Below are 20,733 nucleotides of genomic sequence, written 5' to 3'. Positions count from 1 at the left end.
ATTTTAGTCAGGAATGTCAGACTTGGCCCTGCTATGCAATACCCCCATTTTACAATAAAAAACCCCGGGCAGGGGCGAGTTTGAGGTTAAGTAAGACATGAGACTGACATCTAAAGGGCGTTATGCCGTGACCGCGATGCTGGACGTTGCGCTCAACTCCGAAGCGGGCCCGGTTCCGTTGGCTGATATTTCTGAACGACAAGGGATCTCCCTCTCTTACCTGGAACAGCTGTTCTCCAGACTGCGTAAAAATGGACTGGTTTCCAGCGTTCGTGGCCCGGGCGGCGGTTATCTGCTGGGGAAAGACGCGGGCAGTATTGCGGTTGGTGAAGTGATTAGCGCCGTTGACGAATCCGTGGACGCGACCCGTTGCCAGGGTAAAGGCGGCTGCCAGGGCGGCGATAAGTGCCTGACCCACGCGCTGTGGCGCGATCTGAGCGACCGTCTGACGGGCTTCCTGAACAATATCACCCTCGGTGAACTGGTGAATAACCAGGAAGTTCTGGACGTATCAGGCCGTCAGCACAGCCATGATTCACAACGCAGCACCCGCGCGCAGGACGCTATCGACGTCAAATTACGCGCGTAATAAAACGATAAGTATTTCAGAATCAGGCCGGGGCGGTCACGCCCCGCGTACTCGGTCGTACATCCAGCCGGTTGCCTGATTCCTTGCATTGAAGCGATGTACGGAGTTTAAAGAGCAATGAAATTACCGATTTATCTCGATTACTCCGCAACCACGCCGGTGGACCCGCGTGTTGCCGAGAAAATGATGCAGTGTCTGACCCTGGACGGAAACTTTGGTAACCCAGCTTCCCGTTCACACCGTTTTGGCTGGCATGCTGAAGAGGCGGTGGATATCGCCCGTAATCAGATTGCTGACCTGGTGGGTGCCGACCCGCGTGAGATTGTTTTCACCTCCGGTGCGACCGAATCCGACAACCTGGCGATCAAAGGTGCAGCCAACTTTTATCAGAAAAAAGGCAAGCACATCATCACCAGCAAAACCGAACATAAAGCCGTGCTGGATACCTGCCGCCAGCTGGAGCGTGAAGGGTACGAAGTAACTTACCTGGCGCCACAGAGCAACGGGATCATCGACCTGAAAGAGCTCGAAGCGGCTATGCGTGATGACACCATTCTGGTCTCCATCATGCACGTCAACAACGAAATCGGCGTGGTGCAGGACATCGCGACCATCGGCGAAATGTGCCGCGCGCGCGGTATCATCTACCACGTGGACGCGACCCAGAGCGTGGGCAAACTGCCTATCGACCTGAGCCAGCTGAAAGTGGACCTGATGTCCTTCTCCGGCCACAAAATCTATGGCCCGAAAGGTATCGGCGCGCTGTACGTTCGTCGTAAGCCGCGTATCCGCATCGAAGCACAGATGCACGGCGGCGGTCACGAGCGCGGCATGCGTTCCGGTACGCTGCCTGTTCACCAGATCGTGGGCATGGGCGAAGCGTACCGCATTGCAAAAGAAGAGATGGAAACCGAGATGGCGCGCCTGCGCACGCTGCGTAACCGTCTGTGGGACGGCGTGAAAGATATGGAAGAAGTATATCTGAACGGCGATCTCGAGCAGGGCGCACCAAACATTCTCAACGTCAGCTTCAACTATGTTGAAGGCGAATCGCTGATTATGGCACTGAAAGACCTGGCCGTTTCTTCCGGTTCTGCCTGTACGTCTGCAAGCCTGGAGCCATCCTACGTGCTGCGCGCGCTGGGCATGACCGACGAGCTGGCACACAGCTCTATCCGTTTCTCTTTAGGTCGTTTCACTACCGAAGAAGAGATTGACTACACCATCAAGCTGGTTCGCAACTCCATTGGCCGTCTGCGCGACCTTTCTCCACTGTGGGAAATGTTCAAGCAGGGCGTGGATCTGAACAGCATTGAATGGTCACATCACTAATCGGTACATAAGGAGAATTCAATCATGGCATACAGCGAAAAAGTCATCGATCATTACGAGAACCCGCGCAACGTTGGCTCTTTTGACAACAGCGACGAATCTGTCGGTAGCGGCATGGTTGGCGCACCAGCGTGTGGCGACGTGATGAAGTTGCAGATTAAAGTCAACAATGAAGGTATCATTGAAGACGCGCGCTTCAAGACCTACGGCTGCGGTTCTGCAATTGCGTCCAGCTCCCTGGTCACCGAATGGGTGAAGGGCAAGTCTCTGGACGAAGCACAGGCAATCAAGAACACGGATATTGCTGAAGAACTCGAACTGCCGCCGGTGAAAATTCACTGTTCTATTCTGGCAGAAGACGCGATCAAAGCCGCCATTGCGGATTATAAAAGCAAACGTGAAGCAAAATAATTGAGGTTTGAGTATGTCGATTACCCTTAGCGACAGCGCTGCCGCGCGAGTAAGCTCTTTTCTGGCGAACCGTGGTAAAGGCTTTGGCCTGCGACTGGGCGTACGTACCTCCGGCTGTTCTGGTATGGCTTACGTACTGGAGTTTGTTGACGAGCCGGCGTCTGACGACACCGTGTTTGAAGACAAGGGCGTGAAGGTGGTGGTCGATGGCAAAAGCCTGCAATTCCTCAACGGCACTCAGCTGGACTTCGTTAAAGAAGGCCTGAACGAGGGGTTCAAATTCACGAACCCGAACGTCAAAGACGAGTGTGGTTGCGGCGAAAGCTTCCACGTTTAACCGCGCGTCATCCGAAACCCCACCGCAGGATCTCTGCGCGTGGGGTTTGTTCTAACAGGCTACCCCTGAGATTGTTATGGATTACTTCACTCTCTTCGGACTACCCGCTCAATACCCGATCGATCTCCAGTCGCTGACGATCCGTTTTCAGGATCTGCAGCGTCAGTATCATCCGGATAAATTCGCCAGCGGGACGCAGGCAGAACAGCTGGCTGCGGTTTCCCACTCTGCCACCATCAATCAGGCCTGGCAGACGCTGCGCCATCCGCTGGCGCGCGCTGAGTATCTGCTCTCGCTCCACGGTTTCGACCTGGCGAGCGAGCAGCACACCGTGCGCGACACGGCGTTTCTGATGGAGCAGCTGGAGCTGCGCGAAGAGCTGGATGAGATTGAACAGGCCAAAGACGAAGCGCGTCTGGAAAGCTTCATTAAGCGCGTGAAGGGCATGTTCGATACCCGCCATCAGCAGATGGTGGAGCAACTGAACAACGAGACCTGGGATGTAGCGGCAGACACTGTGCGCAAACTCCGTTTTCTCGATAAACTGCGAAGCAGTGCTGAACAACTCGAAGAAAAGCTGCTCGATTTTTAATTTCGGAAGCAATTATGGCCTTATTACAAATTAGTGAGCCTGGCTTAAGTGCCGCACCGCACCAGCGTCGTCTGGCGGTGGGTATTGATCTCGGCACCACCAATTCCCTCGTGGCAACCGTGCGCAGCGGCCAGGCGGAAACGCTGGCCGACGAGCAGGGCCGCCATCTGCTGCCTTCCGTGGTCCACTACCAGCAGCAGGGTCACGCGGTCGGCTATGACGCCCGCGCCAACGCCGCGCGCGATCCGGCCAACACTATCAGCTCCGTAAAGCGCATGATGGGACGCTCGCTGACCGATATTCAGACCCGCTATCCGCATCTGCCGTATCAGCTGCAGGCCAGTGAAAACGGCCTGCCGATGATCGCGACCGCGGCCGGTCTGCTGAACCCAATTCGTGTTTCCTCCGACATCCTCAAAGCGCTGGCGGCACGCGCGACGGCGACGCTCGGCGGCGATCTGGACGGTGTAGTCATTACCGTTCCGGCCTATTTTGACGATGCACAGCGTCAGGGCACCAAAGACGCGGCGCGTCTGGCGGGCCTGCACGTACTGCGCCTGCTGAACGAACCGACGGCGGCGGCGATTGCCTACGGCCTCGACTCCGGTCAGGAAGGGGTCATTGCGGTTTATGATCTCGGTGGCGGCACCTTTGATATCTCGATCCTGCGCTTAAGCCGCGGGGTGTTTGAAGTGCTGGCGACGGGCGGGGATTCCGCGCTGGGCGGCGATGACTTCGACCATCTGCTGGCGGACTACATCCGCGAGCAGGCGGGCATCAGCGATCGCAGCGATGCGCGCGTGCAGCGTGAACTGCTGGATGCGGCTATCGACGCCAAAATCGCCCTGAGCGATGCGCAGACGGTTACCGTAAACGTTGCGGGCTGGCAGGGTGACATTACCCGCGACCAGTTCGACGACCTGATTGCCCCGCTGGTAAAACGCACCCTGATGGCCTGTCGTCGCGCGCTGAAAGATGCGGGCGTTGAGGCCAGCGAGGTGCTGGAAGTGGTCATGGTGGGCGGTTCGACCCGCGTGCCGCTGGTGCGCGAGCGCGTGGGCGAATTCTTTGGCCGCACGCCGCTGACCTCCATCGACCCGGACAAAGTGGTTGCCGTGGGCGCCGCAATCCAGGCCGATATTCTGGTCGGCAACAAGCCGGACAGCGAAATGCTGCTGCTGGACGTCATCCCGCTGTCCCTTGGTTTAGAAACCATGGGCGGTCTGGTGGAGAAAGTGATCCCGCGTAACACCACCATTCCGGTGGCGCGTGCGCAGGAGTTCACCACCTTCAAAGACGGCCAGACCGCAATGTCCATCCACGTGATGCAGGGCGAGCGCGAGCTGGTGCAGGACTGCCGCTCTCTGGCGCGCTTTGCGCTGCGCGGCATTCCGGCGCTGCCGGCGGGCGGGGCGCATATTCGCGTCACCTTCCAGGTAGATGCGGACGGCCTGCTGAGCGTCACGGCGATGGAAAAATCGACCGGCGTGGAATCGTCCATTCAGGTGAAGCCGTCCTACGGCCTGACCGATGGCGAAATCGCCTCCATGATTCAGGACTCAATGAGCTACGCCGAGCAGGATGTGAAGGCGCGTATGCTGGCTGAACAAAAAGTTGAAGCCGCCCGCGTGCTGGAGAGCCTGAACGGCGCGCTCGCTGCCGATGCCGCGCTGTTAAGCGCCGCTGAGCGCCAGGTGATTGACGACGCTGCCGCGCGCTTAAGCGCTGTCGCAGTTGGCGATGACGCTGACGCAATAGAAGAAGCCATTAAAAACGTTGATAAACAAACCCAGGACTTCGCTGCTCGCCGCATGGACAAATCTGTCCGCGTCGCGCTGAAAGGCCAGTCCGTGGACGAGGTTTAATATGCCAAAGATTGTTATTTTGCCTCATGCGGACCTCTGTCCGGATGGCGCTGTTCTGGAAGCGAAGACCGGTGAAACCATTCTCGATGTAGCCCTGCGTGCAGGTATCGAAGTGGAACACGCCTGTGAAAAATCCTGTGCCTGCACCACCTGCCACTGCATCGTGCGTGAAGGTTTCGACTCTCTCGCCGAGAGCACCGAAGACGAAGACGACATGCTGGATAAAGCATGGGGTCTGGAGCCAGACAGCCGCCTGAGCTGCCAGGCCGCGGTGACCGATGAAGATCTGGTCGTGGAATTCCCACGCTACACCATCAACCACGCACGCGAGCATTAATATGGGACTAAAGTGGACAGACAGCCGTGAAATCGGCGAAGCGCTCTACGACGCGAACCCGGATCTCGATCCGAAGACCGTACGATTCACCGACATGCATCAGTGGATCTGCGATTTAGAGGATTTCGACGACGATCCAAACGCATCCAATGAAAAAATTCTGGAGGCGATTCTGTTAGTCTGGTTAGATGAAGCAGAATAAATAACAAAACGGGCTGCCTTCAGGCGGCCCGTTTGCTAGTTGCTAATAAGGATAAATAAAATGACCGAAGCGATGAAGATTACGCTCTCTACGCAGCCAGCCGACGCGCGCTGGGGCGAGAAAGCCAGCTACAGCATCAACAACGACGGTATTACCCTGCACCTGACGGGCAAAGATGATCTGGGCCTGATCCAGCGCGCCGCGCGTAAAATTGACGGCCTGGGTATTAAGCATGTGTCCCTGGAAGGTGAAGGCTGGGATACCGACCGCAGCTGGGCATTCTGGGCGGGCTACAAAGGCCCAAAAGGCACCCGCAAAATTGAGTGGGCGAACCTCGACGAAGCCGGTCAGAAAGAGCTGGAAAGCCGCCTGCAAATTATCGACTGGGTGCGCGACACCATTAACGCTCCGGCGGAAGAGCTCGGTCCGGAGCAGCTGGCGCAGCGCGCGGTTGACCTGCTGTGCGGCGTGGCGGGCGACAAGATGTCCTACCGCATCACCAAAGGCGAAGACCTGCGCGAGCAGAACTACATGGGTATCCACACCGTGGGCCGAGGTTCTGAGCGACCTCCGGTCCTGCTGGCGCTGGATTACAACCCAACCGGCGATAAAGAAGCGCCGGTCTTTGCCTGCCTGGTCGGGAAAGGCATCACTTTTGATACCGGCGGCTACAGCCTGAAGCAGAGCGCGTTCATGGATTCCATGAAGTCCGACATGGGCGGCGCGGCAACCATCACCGGCGCGCTGGCGTTCGCCATAACCCGCGGTCTGAACAAGCGCGTGAAGCTCTACCTGTGCTGCGCGGACAACATGGTCAGCGGCAACGCCTTCAAGCTGGGCGACATCATTCGCTACCGCAACGGCAAAAACGTTGAGGTGATGAACACCGACGCGGAAGGCCGTCTGGTGCTGGCCGATGGCCTGATCGACGCCTCTGCCCAGAAGCCAGAGCTGATTATCGATATGGCAACCCTGACCGGCGCGGCGAAAACCGCCCTGGGTAACGACTACCATGCGCTGTTCAGCTTCGATGACAAGCTGGCCGCTCGCCTGCTGGCAAGCGCCGCTGCGGAAAACGAACCGTTCTGGCGTCTGCCGCTGGCCGAGTTCCACCGCAGCCAACTGCCGTCCAACTTTGCCGAGCTGAACAACACCGCGAGCGCTGCATACCCGGCGGGGGCAAGCACCGCCGCAGGCTTCCTGTCTCACTTCGTTGAGAATTATCATGAAGGCTGGCTGCACATCGACTGCTCCGCAACGTACCGTAAAGCGGCGGTTGAGCAGTGGTCCGCGGGCGCGACCGGTCTGGGCGTGCGTACCGTGGCGAACCTGCTGACGGCTGAGTAATCGTTATTGCCCTCACCCTAACCCTCTCCCACAGGGAGAGGGGATGGTTTGCTCCCTCTCCCTGTGGGAGAGGGCCGGGGTGAGGGGAAATGCATCATCTGGAATTGTTATGTCCGAAACCAAAAACGAATTAGAAACCCTGCTGGAGCAGGCGGCGACCGAGCCCGCACACCGTCCGGCATTTTTCCGCACGCTGCTGGAGTCCACCGTCTGGGTGCCGGGCACCGCGGCGGAAGGCGAGCAGGTTGTCGAAGACAGCGCGCTGGATCTGCTGCACTGGGAAAAAGACGACGGCTCTTCGGTGATCCCGTTCTTCACCTCGCTGGAAGCCCTGCAGGAAGCGGTAGAAGATGAACAGGCGTTCGTGGTAATGCCGGTGCGTACCCTGTTTGAAATGACGCTGGGCCAGACGCTGTTCCTCAACGCGAAGCTGCCAACCGGGAAAGAATTCACCCCGCGTGAAATCAGCCACCTGATCGGCGAAGAGGGTAACCCTCTCAGCACCCAGGAGGTACTGGAAGGGGGCGAAACGCTGCTGCTGTCTGAGGTGGCTGAGCCGCCTGCGCAGATGATAGATTCCCTGACCACGCTCTTCAAAACCCTGAAACCAGTAAGACGCGCGTTCCTCTGCTCTATCAAAGAGAGCGCTGACGAAAAGCCTGTTTTGCTGATTGGCATTGAAGCCGACGGCGATATCGACGACATCATTCAGGCGGCGGGAAGCGTGGCGACCGACACGCTTCCGGGCGACGAGCCGATCGATATCTGTCAGGTGACGAAAGGTGAGAAGGGCATCAGCCACTTTATCACCGAGCACATCACCCCGTTCTACGAGCGTCGCTGGGGAGGCTTCCTGCGCGATCTAAAAACAAACCGCATTATCTGATTACGGCGGGGTGAGTTTCACCCCGTTGCTTCCAGCAGCAGTAAATCCATCAGCAGCACCAGATTCGACTCAAACGACGTCACTCCTGCGGCTTCGGCGGCGAAGTGTACCGCTTCGTCATAGAGGGCAAAGTGCACGTCCGCCATCCCCGCCAGCGTATTGGCCGAGGCGCGGGTAAACGCGACGATGGTCATGCCGACGTTTTTGGCAATCCGCGCTTTGTCCAGCACCTGCTCCGTTTCGCCGCTGCGCGAGACGGCAATAAACACCTGATAGCGCGCGGCGTTGCTGAGAAATATATTACGGCTGTCCCCCGGCCCGGAGATGAACGCCGTTTTGCCCAGTACCTGTAATTTCTTGGTCAGGTACTCGGCAAAGAGATAGGAAAAACCGGCGCCGTAGAGAAAGAAGCTCTCTTTCTGGCGCAGGAGGTCGGCAAACTGCTGGCGCTTCTCCTGCGTGACCCACTGGAAGGTGTGTTGATAGTTGGCGATAAACTGATTAAACAGCGCCGGGAGTTCAGGAAGGGATTGCGCCTCGGCGGCTATATGCGGCGTGTCGGAGAGTAGTTGCTTGCAGTGCCAGATAAATTCGCTAAAGCCGCTGAACCCCAGCTTCTGACACAGCCGCATAATGGTGGCGGTCGAAACAAACGTCGCCTTAGCCAGCTCTCGCACCGTGATGTTGCCCACCAGCAGCGGATGCTCCGTGAGGTGGGCGAGGACGCGATACTCCGCGCGGGTCAATGACGCTCCGCGCGTTAACAGCGTGGCCAGGCGGTTATCCATTATTTCGCGGGTTCGACAGGCAGATCTTCCCGCGCACCCCATTCGCTCCAGGCGCCGTCGTAGAGCGTGACGTCGCTTACGCCGAGCGTGGCAAGCGCCAGAATCACTACGCAGGCCGTTACGCCGGAGCCGCAGCTGGCAATAATCGGACGATGTAAATCCACGCCAGCACGGTCAAAAATGGCGCGCAGCTCGTCGGTGGTTTTCAGCTCGCCTTCAAACACCAGGTCGCCCCACGGCACGTTCAGCGCGCCCGGAATATGTCCACGCTTCAGCCCCGGACGCGGCTCGTCCGCTTCGGCATTAAAGCGAGGCGCAGGTCGGGCATCGACGATTTGCGCCGTTTTTTCATGGCTCGCGACCAGGACGTCGGTCAGGCGTTTCACCACGTTAGCGTCGAACGTCGCGTCGAATTCCCCTTCCGGCAGCGTTACGTCGCCCTGCTGGAGCGGCAGCTCGTCGCGCTTCCAGCCCGCAAGACCGCCCGCCAGAATCGAGACTTTTTCCACGCCAAACTGTTTCAGCATCCACCACGCGCGCGGCGCGGAGAAGAGATTACCTTCATCGTAAACAACAAGATGTTTGTCTTTGCTGACGCCCAGCTCGCGCATCGCCACGGAAAACGCTTCCGGGCGCGGCAGCATGTGCGGCAGGGGAGAGTTGCGATCGGAGAGGGCTTCGATATCAAAAAATACCGCGCCAGGCAGATGTCCGGCACGGTATTCCGCGACCATATCGCGAAGGTGTTCCTGCCCGGCCGGGGCCATACGCGCGTCAATAATCTGGACTTCCGGATCGTCGCCGTGCTCAATCAGCCAGTCGGCGGCGACAAAATATGAGGTGGACATGGGTTGCCTCCATTCTTTTCCGTAAAAAAGGATTGTCGGTGTTTTTTCTGACACCGACAAGCAAACCTCGTTCAACTCGCGAGCAAGCCCCTATTTTTTCACTGGTTCGCCGTCCTGCCAGGCTTTTTGCAGCGCAGGCCAGTAGTCGCGGTTGGCCTCGATCATCTCATCCAGAATCGCTTTCGCATGTTCCATGGTCGGCACGGTGCGGTTGAGGGTGAACGCCTGCAGGGCTTTCTCATAGCTGCCCTCGATGGTCGCCTCCACCAGAAGCTGTTCCGAGGCGAGCTGCTGTTGCAGCAGAGTCTGATGGAACAGCGGCACCTGACCGACACGGATCGGTTCCGGGCCTTCGGAGGTGATATAGGCGGGCACTTCCACCACCGCATCGTACGGCAGATTGGTTATCGCCCCGCGGTTTTCCACCATCACCAGATGTCGTTGGCGCAGGTTAAAGGCCAGCGAGCAGGCTACGTCAACGATAAACTCGCCGTGAACACCCACGTGGAAGGCATCCGGTAAAATCCCGGTGCGCTTGTACTCTTCAGCAGCAGCAAAAAGTTTTTTCTCACGCCCGTTCATCACTTCGTTAGCACGGGTATAGTCCGGGTTCTGGTGCTCCACTATCTGGTTCGGCATCAGGTAGTACTGCAGGTACGGGTTCGGCAGGTACTCCGGGAAGTTATCCATAATCGGCTTGATGTTGCGCCAGGTTTTAACCCACGACGGATCGGAGTGCTGCGGATCGGTTTTGGCCGCATCTTCCGTCAGCAGGCCAAACTTCGCGATATGCTTACGCAGCGCCGGCAGCTTGTCCTCGCCGTCCACCAGCACGCGGGTAAACCAACCGAAGTGGTTCAGGCCGAAGTAGTCCACTTCCAGCTTGCGGCGATCGACACCCAGAATCGCTCCCATATTGCGCATGGCAGCCACCGGCATATCGCAGATGTTCAACACCCGCGCGTTAGGGCGCAGGCGGCGCACACCTTCCGCGACGATCGCCGCCGGGTTGGAGTAGTTCACGATCCAGGCCTTCTCATGCGCGTAGCGATCCACCAGATCGATAAGCTCGACCATCGGCAGGATCGTGCGCAGTCCGTAGGTCAGCCCGCCGGGGCCGCAGGTCTCCTGGCCGACCACGCCGTGACGCAGCGGGATCTTCTCATCCTGCTCGCGCATTTTATACTGGCCGACGCGCATCTGGGCGAAGACGAAATGCGCGCCGCTGAAGGCCACTTCCGGGTCACTGGTGACGGTAAATTTGATGCTCTGGCTGTGGTCGCGAATGACCTTTTCGACGACGGGCGCAATGGTGTTCTGACGCGTCTCGTCGATGTCATAGAGGCGAATTTCGGCCAGCGGGAAATCCTGCAGGCGCACCATCAGGCTTTTTACAATACCCGGCGTGTAGGTGCTGCCGCCGCCGGCAATCGACAGAATAAACGGGGGTGTAAACATCTTTAGCTCCTTTCAGAGAAACGTCTCAACGGCTTCTCGCATTTTTTTGACATGCAGCCCGTAGACCACCTGAACGTTATTACCTTGTTTGATAACCCCTTTCGCACCGGTCGCCTTCAGGCGAGGCTCGTCGATGATGGCGACGTCCTTCACCGTGACGCGTAATCGGGTGTAGCAGTTATCCACAACCTCAATATTTTCCCGGCCGCCCAGGCCCACCACGATGGACTCGCCCAGCCCGTCGTTGTTGCCTTTCGCCTGGTACTCCTGCTTGCTGTAAAGGCGTGTCTCCTGATCTTCATCCTCACGGCCCGGCGTTTTCATGTTGAAGCGCAGGATCAGGAAGCGGAACACCACGAAGTAGAGGGCAAACACGATCAGCCCGACCACGATGTACATCGGCCAGTTGGACTTCTCCGTGCCGAGCGGCAGGTTGTAAAGGATGAAGTCGATAATCCCGTTGGCGCCGATGGCGTGAACGCCCAGCAGCGAGAACAGCATCATGCCGATGCCGGTCAGCACCGCATGCACCACGAACAGCAGCGGGGCGACGAACAGGAAGGAGAACTCAATCGGCTCGGTCACGCCGACCAGCAGTGAGGTCAGCGCCGCCGGGATCAGAATCGCTTTCGCAATGGCTTTACGCTCGGGCTTCGCGGTCATGTACATTGCCAGCGCGGCGGCGGGCAGCCCGAACATCTTGCTGATGCCGCGCGCGTCCCACACTACCGTGCTGCTGAGCTGCTTCACGTCCGGGCAGGCCATCTCGGCGAAGTAGATATTGCGCGCGCCCTGATAGGTTGCGCCGCACACCTCCTGCGTACCGCCCAGTTCGGTATAGAGGAACGGCGTATAAACCAGATGATGCAGGCCTGTCGGCACAAGAATACGCTCAAGGAAACCGTAAATGGCTACGCCGAGCGGGCCGGAGCCTTTAATAGCCAGCGCCAGCGCGCTAATGCCGTGCTGAGCGTACGGCCAGAGTTCGCTCATTACCACGCCGAGCAGCATAGAGACGGGCAACATGACAATCGCCACAAAGCAGTGGCCGGAGTAAATCGCCATCGCGCCGTTAAACTGTACGCCGGAGTATTTGTTATACAGATAACCGGATAGCGCCCCGGTCAGGATCCCGGCGAACACGCCCATCTCCAGCACCTGCACGCCCAGCACCATGCTTTGACCCGCGGCTTTCATCTGCTCAGCAGGGGCCAACTCGCCCTGTAGCTGCAGCGTGACGTTCATGGCATTGATAAACACCACGAAGGTCACCAGCCCAATCAGCGCCGCGTAGCCTTTATCGCGCGTCGCCAGACCAATCGGGATCCCGACGGCAAACACCAGCGCCAGGTTGACCAGCACCGACACGGCAGACTTGGCGATCAGCTGGCCAATATTCTGAATAAGGGGATGCCCGAGAAAAGGCAGGTATTCTGCGAGGTTACCGTTACCCAGCACGTTACCAAAGGCGATAAACAGACCGACGATCGGTAAGATAAGTACCGGTCCGTACAATGATTTTCCGAAATTTTGTAGGGCGTTTACGGCTCGTTTCATAGCTTTCTCTCTTTTTGAACCGCGCACTCGGGGTGCGTCATGGTCATAAAGCTAGCAGTCTTCAGGCGAGCTTATCCAGCTATCTTCTTGTTTTAAAAACAAATGATGTGAAAGGTAACATGTGACGTTATGTGCTGTGATCGCGGTTTCATCCCAGTGTAACGGGGGAATGCCATTCTGCGAGGCGCTTTCCGGATTCTAAAATTGGACTTTTTGTATTAACGAAACTTGCGGATAATACTTATTCGGACGACGACCAACAGGCCCCCTCTCAGGCCAGGGACAAAGGATGAAACCGTTTCGCTTAGCCGCGATCTCTCTCGCGCTGCTCACCACGTTTACGCTTGTCGGCTGTGATAACAGCGATGATAAGCCTCAGGCTGCTGCGCCAGCAGCGTCTACTGCATCAACACCGAAAGCCGCAGAAAAGCCCGATGCTGAAACGCTGGCTAAAATGGCCGCCCAGAGTCAGGGAAAAGCGCTGACCCTGCTTGATGCCTCGGAAGTTCAGCTCGACGGTGCCGCCACGCTGGTGCTGACCTTCTCTGTACCGCTGGATCCGAATCAGGATTTCGCCAAAACGGTGCATGTCGTGGATAAGAAAAGCGGCAAGGTTGACGGGGCGTGGGAACTTGCGCCTGGCCTGAAAGAGCTTCGCCTGCGTCATCTGGAGCCTAACCGAAACCTGGTCATCACCGTGGATCGTGGCCTGGTGGCGCTGAACAAAGCGACCTTTGGCATTGATTATGAAAAAGCCCTGACCACCCGGGATGTAGAACCGACGGTCGGTTTTGCCAGCCGCGGCTCGCTGCTGCCGGGTAAGGTAGTGGAAGGTCTGCCGGTGATGGCGCTTAACGTCAACAATGTGGACGTTAATTTCTACCGCGTGAAGCCGGAATCGCTGGCCTCGTTTGTCAGCCAGTGGGAATACCGTAACTCGCTGACCAACTGGGAATCAGACAATCTGCTGAAGATGGCGGAGCTGGTCTATACCGGTCGCTTTGACCTCAATCCGGCGCGCAACACGCGCGAAAAACTGCTCCTGCCGCTCAAGGATATCAAGCCGCTTCAGCAGTCCGGCGTCTATATTGCCGTTATGAACCAGGCCGGGCATTACAGCTACAGCAATGCCGCAACACTCTTTACCCTGAGCGATATCGGTTTGTCCGCTCACCGCTATCATAACCGGCTGGACATCTTCACCCAGAGCCTGGAAAACGGTGCGGCGCAGTCCGGTGTCACCGTCACGCTGTTAAATGATAAAGGGCAGACGCTTGCCGAGGCGAGCAGCGACGCCGACGGTCATGCGAAGCTTGAAACCGATAAAGAAGCCGCGCTTATTCTGGCCAGCAAAGACGGCCAGACCACGCTGCTTGACCTCAAGCTTCCGGCGCTGGATCTGGCGGAGTTCGATATTGCCGGTAACCCGGGATACAGCAAGCAATTCTTTATGTTTGGCCCGCGCGATCTCTATCGTCCGGGTGAAACGGTGATTCTCAACGGCTTACTGCGCGACAGCGACGGAAAACCGCTTCCCGACCAGCCCGTGAAGCTTGACGTGCTGCGCCCGGACGGCCAGGTGGCACGTACTATCGTTGTTCAGCCTGAGAACGGCCTCTACCGCTTCAATTATCCGCTGGATAGCGGCGCGCAGACCGGCATGTGGCATATTCGTGCCAACACGGGCGATAACCTGCAGCGCATGTGGGACTTCCACGTTGAAGATTTTATGCCTGAGCGTATGGCGCTGAACCTGACGGGACAAAAAGCACCGGTTTCCCCGCAGGATAACGTGGACTTTAACGTTGTGGGCTATTACCTCTATGGCGCACCGGCCAACGGCAACTCGCTGCAGGGCCAGCTTTTCCTGCGTCCGCTGCGCGAGGCGGTTACTGCGCTGCCGGGCTTCCAGTTCGGTGATATTGCTGAGGAAAACCTGAGCCGCAGCCTGGATGAAGTACAGCTTACGCTGGATGAGCAGGGGCGCGGGCAGGTGACCACCGAAAGCCAGTGGAAAGAGGTACACTCGCCGCTGCAGCTGATTCTGCAGGCCAGCCTGCTGGAGTCGGGTGGACGTCCGGTAACGCGTCGCGCTGAGCAGGCCATATGGCCGGCGGCGGAGCTGCCGGGGATCCGCCCGCAGTTCGCCAGTAAAGCGGTTTACGACTACCGTACCGATACCACCGTCAACCAGCCGATTGTCGATGAAAACGGCAACGCCACCTTTGATATTGTTTATGCCGATGCCAGCGGCGCGAAAAAAGCGGTTTCCGGCTTGCAGGTTCGCCTGATCCGCGAGCGACGTGACTACTTCTGGAACTGGTCTGAGAGCGAAGGCTGGCAGTCTCAGTTTGATCAGAAAGACCTGGTCGAAGGCGAGCAGGCGCTTAGCCTTAAGGCCGATGAAACCGGAAAAGTCACCTTCCCGGTGGAGTGGGGCTCATACCGTCTGGAAGTGAAAGCGCCTGATGAAATGGTCAGCAGCTTGCGCTTCTGGGCGGGCTACAGCTGGCAGGATAACAGCGACGGCACGGGAGCAGCACGCCCTGACCGCGTGACGCTGAAACTGGATAAACCGGCCTATCAGCCAGGCGATACCATCCAGCTGCACATTGCAGCGCCGGCCGCAGGCAAGGGCTATGCCATGATTGAGTCCAGCGAAGGGCCGCTGTGGTGGAAAGAGATCGACGTACCGGCAAACGGTCTGGATCTCTCCATTCCGGTGGATAAGGCCTGGAAACGGCACGATCTCTACCTCAGCGCGCTGGTGGTGCGTCCTGGCGATAAATCCAAATCCGCTACGCCGAAGCGCGCGGTTGGACTGCTGCATCTGCCGATGGGCGACGAAAATCGTCGCCTGAACATAGCGCTGGATAACCCGCAGAAAATGCGTCCAAACCAGACGCTCTCCGTGAAGGTGAAGGCCAGCGTGAAAGAGGGGGCAGTTCCGCAGAAAGTGAACGTGCTGGTCTCGGCGGTGGACAGCGGCGTGCTGAACATTACCGATTACGTCACGCCGGATCCGTGGCAGGCTTTCTTTGGCCAGAAACGCTACGGCGCGGATATCTACGATATCTACGGCCAGGTCATTGAAGGGCAGGGCCGTATGGCCGCGCTGCGTTTCGGTGGTGACGGCGATGAACTCAAGCGCGGCGGTAAACCGCCTGTGAACCACGTCACCATTATTGCCCAGCAGGCTCAGCCGGTTACGCTGGATGCCAACGGGGAAGGCACTATCACGCTGCCGATTGGTGATTTCAACGGCGAGCTGCGCCTGATGGCGCAGGCCTGGACGGAAGATGACTTCGGCAGCAGCGAAAGCAAGGTTGTGGTGGCCGCGCCGGTTATTACCGAGCTTAATACGCCGCGCTTCCTGGCAAGTGGAGATACCTCACGGCTGACGCTGGATCTCACCAACCTGACCGACAAACCGCAAACGCTGAAGGTTGCCCTGAGCGCGACAGGCAAGCTGTCACTGGAAGGCGCACAGCCGCAGCCGGTTCAGTTGCCTCCGGGCGGGCGCAGCACCCTGTTTATTCCGGTGCGTGCACTGGAGGGGTATGGAGACGGTGAGGTGACGGCACAGGTTACCGGTCTGGAGCTTCCTGGCGAAACCTTTGCCCCGCAGCAGAAGAGCTGGAAAATCGGCATTCGTCCGGCGTTCCCGGCGCAGACGGTCAATACCGGTGCCATGCTGAACCCTGGCGAGTCCTGGACCGCGCCGGCACAGCATAGCAATGGATTCTCTCCTGCCACTCTGCAGGGGCAACTGCTGCTGAGCGGTAAACCACCGCTCAACCTGGCGCGCTACATCCGCGAACTACAGGCGTATCCGTATGGCTGCCTGGAACAAACCACCAGCGGCCTGTTCCCGTCTCTCTATACCAACGCGGCGCAGCTTACCGCGCTTGGCATCAAAGGAGATACCGATGACAAGCGCCGTGCTGCCATTGATGTCGGGATCTCCCGTCTGCTGCAGATGCAGCGTGATGATGGCGGTTTTGCCTTGTGGGATAAAAACGGCCCGGAAGAGTACTGGCTGACCGCCTATGTGACTGACTTCCTGGTGCGCGCGGGTGAGCAGGGCTATAGCGTACCTGCCGATGCGGTGAACAATGCCAACAACCGTCTGCTGCGCTACCTGCAGGATCCGGGCATGATGTCCATTCGCTATAGCGATGATACTCAGGCCAGCAAATTTGCCGTGCAGGCTTATGCCTCGCTGGTGCTGGCGCGTCAGCAAAAAGCGCCGCTCGGTGCGCTGCGTGAAATCTGGGAGCGTCACGCTCAGGCCGCCTCCGGGCTGCCGCTGATGCAGTTGGGCATGGCGCTTAAACTGATGGGCGATGCGCCGCGCAGCCAGCAGGCGCTGGATCTGGCACTTAAAACGCCGCGCAACGACAGCAAAAACTGGATGGCCGATTACGGCAGTCAGTTGCGCGATAATGCCCTGATGCTCTCCCTGCTGGAAGAGTACAAGCTGCTGCCGGATGCGCAAAATACGCTGTTGAATGCGTTGTCTGAACAGGCTTTCAGCCAGCGCTGGCTGTCTACTCAGGAAAGCAACGCGCTGTTCCTGGCCGGACGTTCGCTGCAAACCTTGTCAGGTGCCTGGCAGGCGAAAACCTCCCTGTCTGATACCGCATCAGGCGGGGATAAGGCGCAGGTACAAAACGTGAGCGGCGACCAGCTCGGTGCGCTGCAGGTAACCAATACCGGCACGGCACCGCTGTGGGTACGTCTGGACAGCACCGGCTATCCGGAATATGCCCCTCAGCCGAGCGCTAACGTGCTGCAGGTTGAACGTCATATCCTGGCAACCGATGGCAGCAGCAAATCGCTCTCTTCGCTGAAGAGCGGTGAGCTGGTGCTGGTCTGGCTTGAAGTGAAAGCCAGCCAAAACGTGCCGGATGCGCTGGTAGTGGATCTCCTCCCGGCAGGTCTGGAGCTGGAAAACCAGAATCTGGCGAGCAGCAGCGCCAGCCTGCAGGATAGCGGTAGCGAAGTGCAGAACCTGCTCAGCCAGATGCAGCAGGCGGATATTCAGCATATGGAGTTCCGCGATGACCGCTTTGTGGCTGCCGTGCCGGTAAACGAAGGTCAGCCGGTCACACTGGTCTATCTGGCACGCGCCGTGACGCCGGGAACCTACCAGGTACCGGTGCCGATGGTGGAGTCTATGTACGTTCCGCAGTGGCGGGCAACGGGTGCGGCCAGCGGCCCGCTGATCGTTGTTCCGTAACATGCCGGGAGCACGTCTGACACGCTCCCGCTGGCTCTGGCTGGCGGGAGCGCTTCTCGTTTTATGGGGGCTGATTATCGCCGCCGACCGCCTGTGGCCGTTGCCTCTGAAAGAGGTTAACCCTGCACGAGTCGTGGTGGACGAGAAGGGCGCGCCGCTCTGGCGTTTTGCCGATAGCGACGGTATCTGGCGCTATCCGGTTACCATTGAAGACGTTTCTCCGCGCTACCTTGAGGCTCTGATCCAGTACGAAGATCGGTGGTTCTGGGATCATCCTGGCGTAAACCCGCTCTCTGTCCTGCGCGCCGCCTGGCAGGATCTCACCTCCGGAAGAGTGGTTTCGGGAGGAAGCACGCTTACCATGCAGGTTGCGCGCCTGCTGGATCCGCATCCGCGCACCTTTGGCGGCAAAATTCGCCAGCTATGGCGGGCGATGCAGCTGGAGTGGCATCTCTCTAAACGTGACATTCTTACGCTCTATCTCAACCGCGCCCCGTTTGGCGGCACGCTGCAGGGCGTGGGGGCGGCGAGCTGGACCTATCTTGGGAAACCCCCTTCGCAGCTGAGCTACTCCGACGCGGCGTTGCTGGCGGTACTGCCGCAGGCGCCAAGCCGCCTGCGCCCGGACCGCTGGCCGGAGCGGGCCGAAGCGGCACGCAACAAAGTGCTCGACCGCATGATGACCCAGGGCGTCTGGTCAGCAAAGCAGGTGAAAGAGTCCCGTGAAGAGCCGGTATGGCTGGCTCCCCGGCAGATGCCGCAGCTGGCGCCGCTCTTTGCACGCATGATGCTTGGCAAAAGTCGCGACACAAAGATTGTCACCACGCTGGATGCCGGACTGCAACGGCAGCTGGAAGAGCTGGCGATGAACTGGAAATCCCGCCTGCCGGCACGCAGCTCGCTGGCGATGATCGTAGTCGATCATACCGACATGAAGGTGCGCGGCTGGGTTGGCTCGGTAGATATCAACGACGACACGCGTTTTAGCCACGTGGATATGGTTAACGCGATCCGATCTCCGGGATCGGTATTAAAGCCCTTTATCTACGGTATGGCGCTGGACGATGGCCTGATCCATCCCGCCTCGCTGCTTCAGGACGTGCCCAGAAAAACCGGCGATTATCGCCCGGGAAATTTTGACAGCGGGTTCCACGGGCCGGTCAGCATGAGTGAAGCGCTGGTGCGCTCCCTCAACCTGCCAGCGGTACAGGTGCTGGAAGCCTACGGGCCAAAACGCTTTGCCGGGATGCTGAGCAATGCCGGGCTGCCGCTGATCCTGCCTGCCGGAGCGCAGCCGAATCTGTCGCTGATCCTGGGTGGCGCAGGCGCGAGGCTGGCGGATATCGCCGCCGCGTACAGCGCCTTTGCAAGGCATGGCAAGGCGGGGCGGCTGCGCTTACAGCCGGGCGACCCGCTGACTGAACGCCCGCTGTTATCGCCGGGCTCGGCGTGGATTATTCACCGTATTCTGGCGAACGAGGCGCAGCCGCTGCCGGACAGCGCGCTGCCGCAAATTGCGCCACTGGCGTGGAAAACGGGCACCAGCTACGGCTACCGTGATGCCTGGGCCATCGGTCTGAATGCCCGTTACGTAATAGGTATCTGGACAGGACGACCGGACGGCACGCCCGTAGCGGGGCAGTTTGGTTTTGCCAGCGCGGTTCCGCTATTAAACCAGGTGAATAACCTGCTTCAGTCACGCTCGACCATAGACGAGGCCCGCCTGCCGCGCGATCCGCGCCCGGAAAGCGTCGGGCGGGGCGTGATCTGTTGGCCTGGCGGTCAGTCCCTGCCGGAAGGGAGTGAAAACTGTCGACGTCGTCTGTCGACCTGGCTGCTGGAAGGGAGTGAACCCCCTACGCTGCTATTGCCCGAACAGGAAGGCATTCGCGGCATTCGTTTCCCGGTCTGGGTGGATAAAACGGGCAAGCGTGTGGCGGCAGATTGCCCTGATGCAACGGAAAAAGTCCTCGATGTCTGGCCGCTGCCGCTGGAGCCGTGGCTGCCTGCGACCGAGCGTCGTGCGGTACGGGTCCCGACTTCATCAACAATCTGTCCTCCGCTCTCGCAGGATGCACCTGCGCCACTCATCCTGACCGGCGTGCGCGAAGGGGCCGTTATAAAACGTCTGCCGGGGGAGTCCCGCGTTTCGCTGCCGCTTCAGGCGACCGGCAACAGCGGCGAGCGCTGGTGGTTTTTGAACGGTGAACCGCTGAGTGTGAAAGGACGGGTTTACACATTACAGCTTGATAAACCGGGCGAATATCAGTTACTCGTTATGGATGAGACCGGGCAGGTTGCGACGGTGAATTTTACGCTGCAGTGACCTTAAAACAGCGTTCAGATGTGAGCTGTTGCTAAAACTCGTCTTATTTTAAAAAAATGTTACCTGAATCCATAGGCAATGGCGCTATTGCTCATTATAATCCGCGCCACACCATACTCCGGTATGCAAAACAACAGAACATTGACAGAGGTTATCATGGCTATTGAACGTACTTTTTCCATCATCAAACCAAACGCGGTGGCAAAAAACGTTATTGGCAGCATCTTCGCTCGCTTTGAATCAGCAGGGTTTAAGATCGTTGGCACCAAAATGCTGCACCTGACCGTTGAGCAGGCTCGTGGTTTCTACGCTGAGCACGAAGGTCGTCCATTCTTTGATGGCCTGGTTGAGTTCATGACCTCCGGTCCAATCGTGGTATCCGTGCTGGAAGGCGAAAACGCAGTACAGCGTCACCGCGATCTGCTGGGTGCAACCAACCCGGACAACGCGCTGGCGGGTACCCTGCGCGCTGACTACGCGGACAGCTTCACCGAGAACGGCACCCACGGTTCCGATTCCGTTGAATCTGCTGCGCGCGAAATCGCGTTCTTCTTCGCTGAAGGCGAAGTGTGTCCACGTACCCGTTAATTTAACGGTTTCGTTTACACATTATTTT

Annotated in this window: 17 protein-coding genes; 13 read left to right on the top strand and 4 right to left on the bottom strand. The window is 58.5% G+C overall.

Going from position 1 to position 20,733, the window contains the following annotated elements:
* Positions 1–97: 97 nt before the first annotated feature.
* The 10 genes from iscR to sseB all read left to right on the top strand — a co-directional run bounded on the left by iscR (position 98) and on the right by sseB (position 7,898).
* On the top strand, positions 98–589 hold the full coding sequence (iscR, locus tag AB8818_RS17135) for a Fe-S cluster assembly transcriptional regulator IscR (RefSeq protein ID WP_008502158.1): 492 nt from the start codon (positions 98–100) through the stop codon (positions 587–589).
* A 117-nt stretch (positions 590–706) separates the two neighbouring features.
* The gene (gene iscS / locus AB8818_RS17130; protein ID WP_008502157.1) at positions 707–1,921 is read left to right on the top strand and encodes a cysteine desulfurase; all 1,215 of its coding nucleotides are present in this window, start codon (positions 707–709) and stop codon (positions 1,919–1,921) included.
* Positions 1,922–1,945: 24 nt separating this feature from the next.
* Positions 1,946–2,332 carry a Fe-S cluster assembly scaffold IscU gene (gene iscU, locus AB8818_RS17125; RefSeq protein ID WP_003860661.1) on the top strand — a complete coding sequence of 129 codons (387 nt, stop codon included), beginning with the start codon at positions 1,946–1,948 and terminating at the stop codon, positions 2,330–2,332.
* A gap of 13 nt (positions 2,333–2,345) precedes the next feature.
* Positions 2,346–2,669: an iron-sulfur cluster assembly protein IscA gene (gene iscA, locus AB8818_RS17120; RefSeq protein WP_003860659.1), complete on the top strand. Its 324-nt coding sequence runs from the start codon at positions 2,346–2,348 to the stop codon at positions 2,667–2,669.
* A 76-nt stretch (positions 2,670–2,745) separates the two neighbouring features.
* Entirely contained in the window at positions 2,746–3,261 is a 516-nt protein-coding gene (gene hscB, locus AB8818_RS17115; RefSeq protein ID WP_116343281.1) for a co-chaperone HscB, read from the top strand.
* A 14-nt stretch (positions 3,262–3,275) separates the two neighbouring features.
* Positions 3,276–5,126 carry a Fe-S protein assembly chaperone HscA gene (gene hscA, locus AB8818_RS17110; protein WP_163330588.1) on the top strand — a complete coding sequence of 617 codons (1,851 nt, stop codon included), beginning with the start codon at positions 3,276–3,278 and terminating at the stop codon, positions 5,124–5,126.
* Position 5,127: 1 nt separating this feature from the next.
* Positions 5,128–5,463 carry an ISC system 2Fe-2S type ferredoxin gene (gene fdx / locus AB8818_RS17105; protein WP_003860652.1) on the top strand — a complete coding sequence of 112 codons (336 nt, stop codon included), beginning with the start codon at positions 5,128–5,130 and terminating at the stop codon, positions 5,461–5,463.
* Between the two features lies 1 nt (position 5,464).
* Positions 5,465–5,665 carry a Fe-S cluster assembly protein IscX gene (iscX, locus tag AB8818_RS17100; RefSeq protein WP_003860650.1) on the top strand — a complete coding sequence of 67 codons (201 nt, stop codon included), beginning with the start codon at positions 5,465–5,467 and terminating at the stop codon, positions 5,663–5,665.
* 60 nt (positions 5,666–5,725) lie between these two features.
* Positions 5,726–7,012 (top strand): aminopeptidase PepB, encoded by a 1,287-nt coding sequence (gene pepB / locus AB8818_RS17095; protein ID WP_116343277.1) that lies wholly within the window; start codon positions 5,726–5,728, stop codon positions 7,010–7,012.
* A gap of 109 nt (positions 7,013–7,121) precedes the next feature.
* Positions 7,122–7,898 (top strand): enhanced serine sensitivity protein SseB, encoded by a 777-nt coding sequence (sseB, locus tag AB8818_RS17090; RefSeq protein ID WP_116343275.1) that lies wholly within the window; start codon positions 7,122–7,124, stop codon positions 7,896–7,898.
* 17 nt (positions 7,899–7,915) lie between these two features.
* Here the strand turns inward: sseB and AB8818_RS17085 are convergent, their stop codons facing one another.
* The 4 genes from AB8818_RS17085 to AB8818_RS17070 all read right to left on the bottom strand — a co-directional run bounded on the left by AB8818_RS17085 (position 7,916) and on the right by AB8818_RS17070 (position 12,549).
* Entirely contained in the window at positions 7,916–8,686 is a 771-nt protein-coding gene (locus AB8818_RS17085; protein WP_163330587.1) for a MurR/RpiR family transcriptional regulator, read from the bottom strand.
* Positions 8,686–9,534 carry a 3-mercaptopyruvate sulfurtransferase gene (sseA, locus tag AB8818_RS17080; protein ID WP_116343271.1) on the bottom strand — a complete coding sequence of 283 codons (849 nt, stop codon included), beginning with the start codon at positions 9,532–9,534 and terminating at the stop codon, positions 8,686–8,688. Before sseA ends, AB8818_RS17085 begins: the two co-directional genes overlap by 1 nt.
* 90 nt (positions 9,535–9,624) lie before the next feature.
* Entirely contained in the window at positions 9,625–10,992 is a 1,368-nt protein-coding gene (locus AB8818_RS17075) for a 6-phospho-alpha-glucosidase (RefSeq protein WP_192983546.1), read from the bottom strand.
* A gap of 12 nt (positions 10,993–11,004) precedes the next feature.
* Positions 11,005–12,549, bottom strand: a complete 1,545-nt coding sequence (locus tag AB8818_RS17070; RefSeq protein ID WP_163330584.1) for a PTS transporter subunit EIIC — start codon at positions 12,547–12,549, stop codon at positions 11,005–11,007.
* Positions 12,550–12,838: 289 nt separating this feature from the next.
* Here AB8818_RS17070 and AB8818_RS17065 point away from each other — a divergent pair, with 289 nt between their 5' ends.
* From AB8818_RS17065 to ndk, 3 genes are all read left to right on the top strand, one after another.
* Positions 12,839–17,791, top strand: coding sequence for an alpha-2-macroglobulin (locus tag AB8818_RS17065; RefSeq protein ID WP_192983548.1), 4,953 nt, complete (start codon positions 12,839–12,841; stop codon positions 17,789–17,791).
* Between the two features lies 1 nt (position 17,792).
* Positions 17,793–20,117 carry a peptidoglycan glycosyltransferase PbpC gene (gene pbpC, locus AB8818_RS17060; protein WP_192983551.1) on the top strand — a complete coding sequence of 775 codons (2,325 nt, stop codon included), beginning with the start codon at positions 17,793–17,795 and terminating at the stop codon, positions 20,115–20,117.
* A gap of 156 nt (positions 20,118–20,273) precedes the next feature.
* A complete protein-coding gene (ndk, locus tag AB8818_RS17055) occupies positions 20,274–20,705 on the top strand; it encodes a nucleoside-diphosphate kinase (RefSeq protein ID WP_003860625.1) in 432 nt (143 codons plus the stop codon).
* Positions 20,706–20,733: the final 28 nt, after the last annotated feature.

Source organism: Enterobacter sp. KB-280D8 (genome assembly GCF_041399405.1).
Classification (GTDB): Bacteria; Pseudomonadota; Gammaproteobacteria; order Enterobacterales; family Enterobacteriaceae; genus Enterobacter; species Enterobacter cloacae_N.
This window is presented reverse-complemented; position numbering and strand designations above follow the sequence as displayed.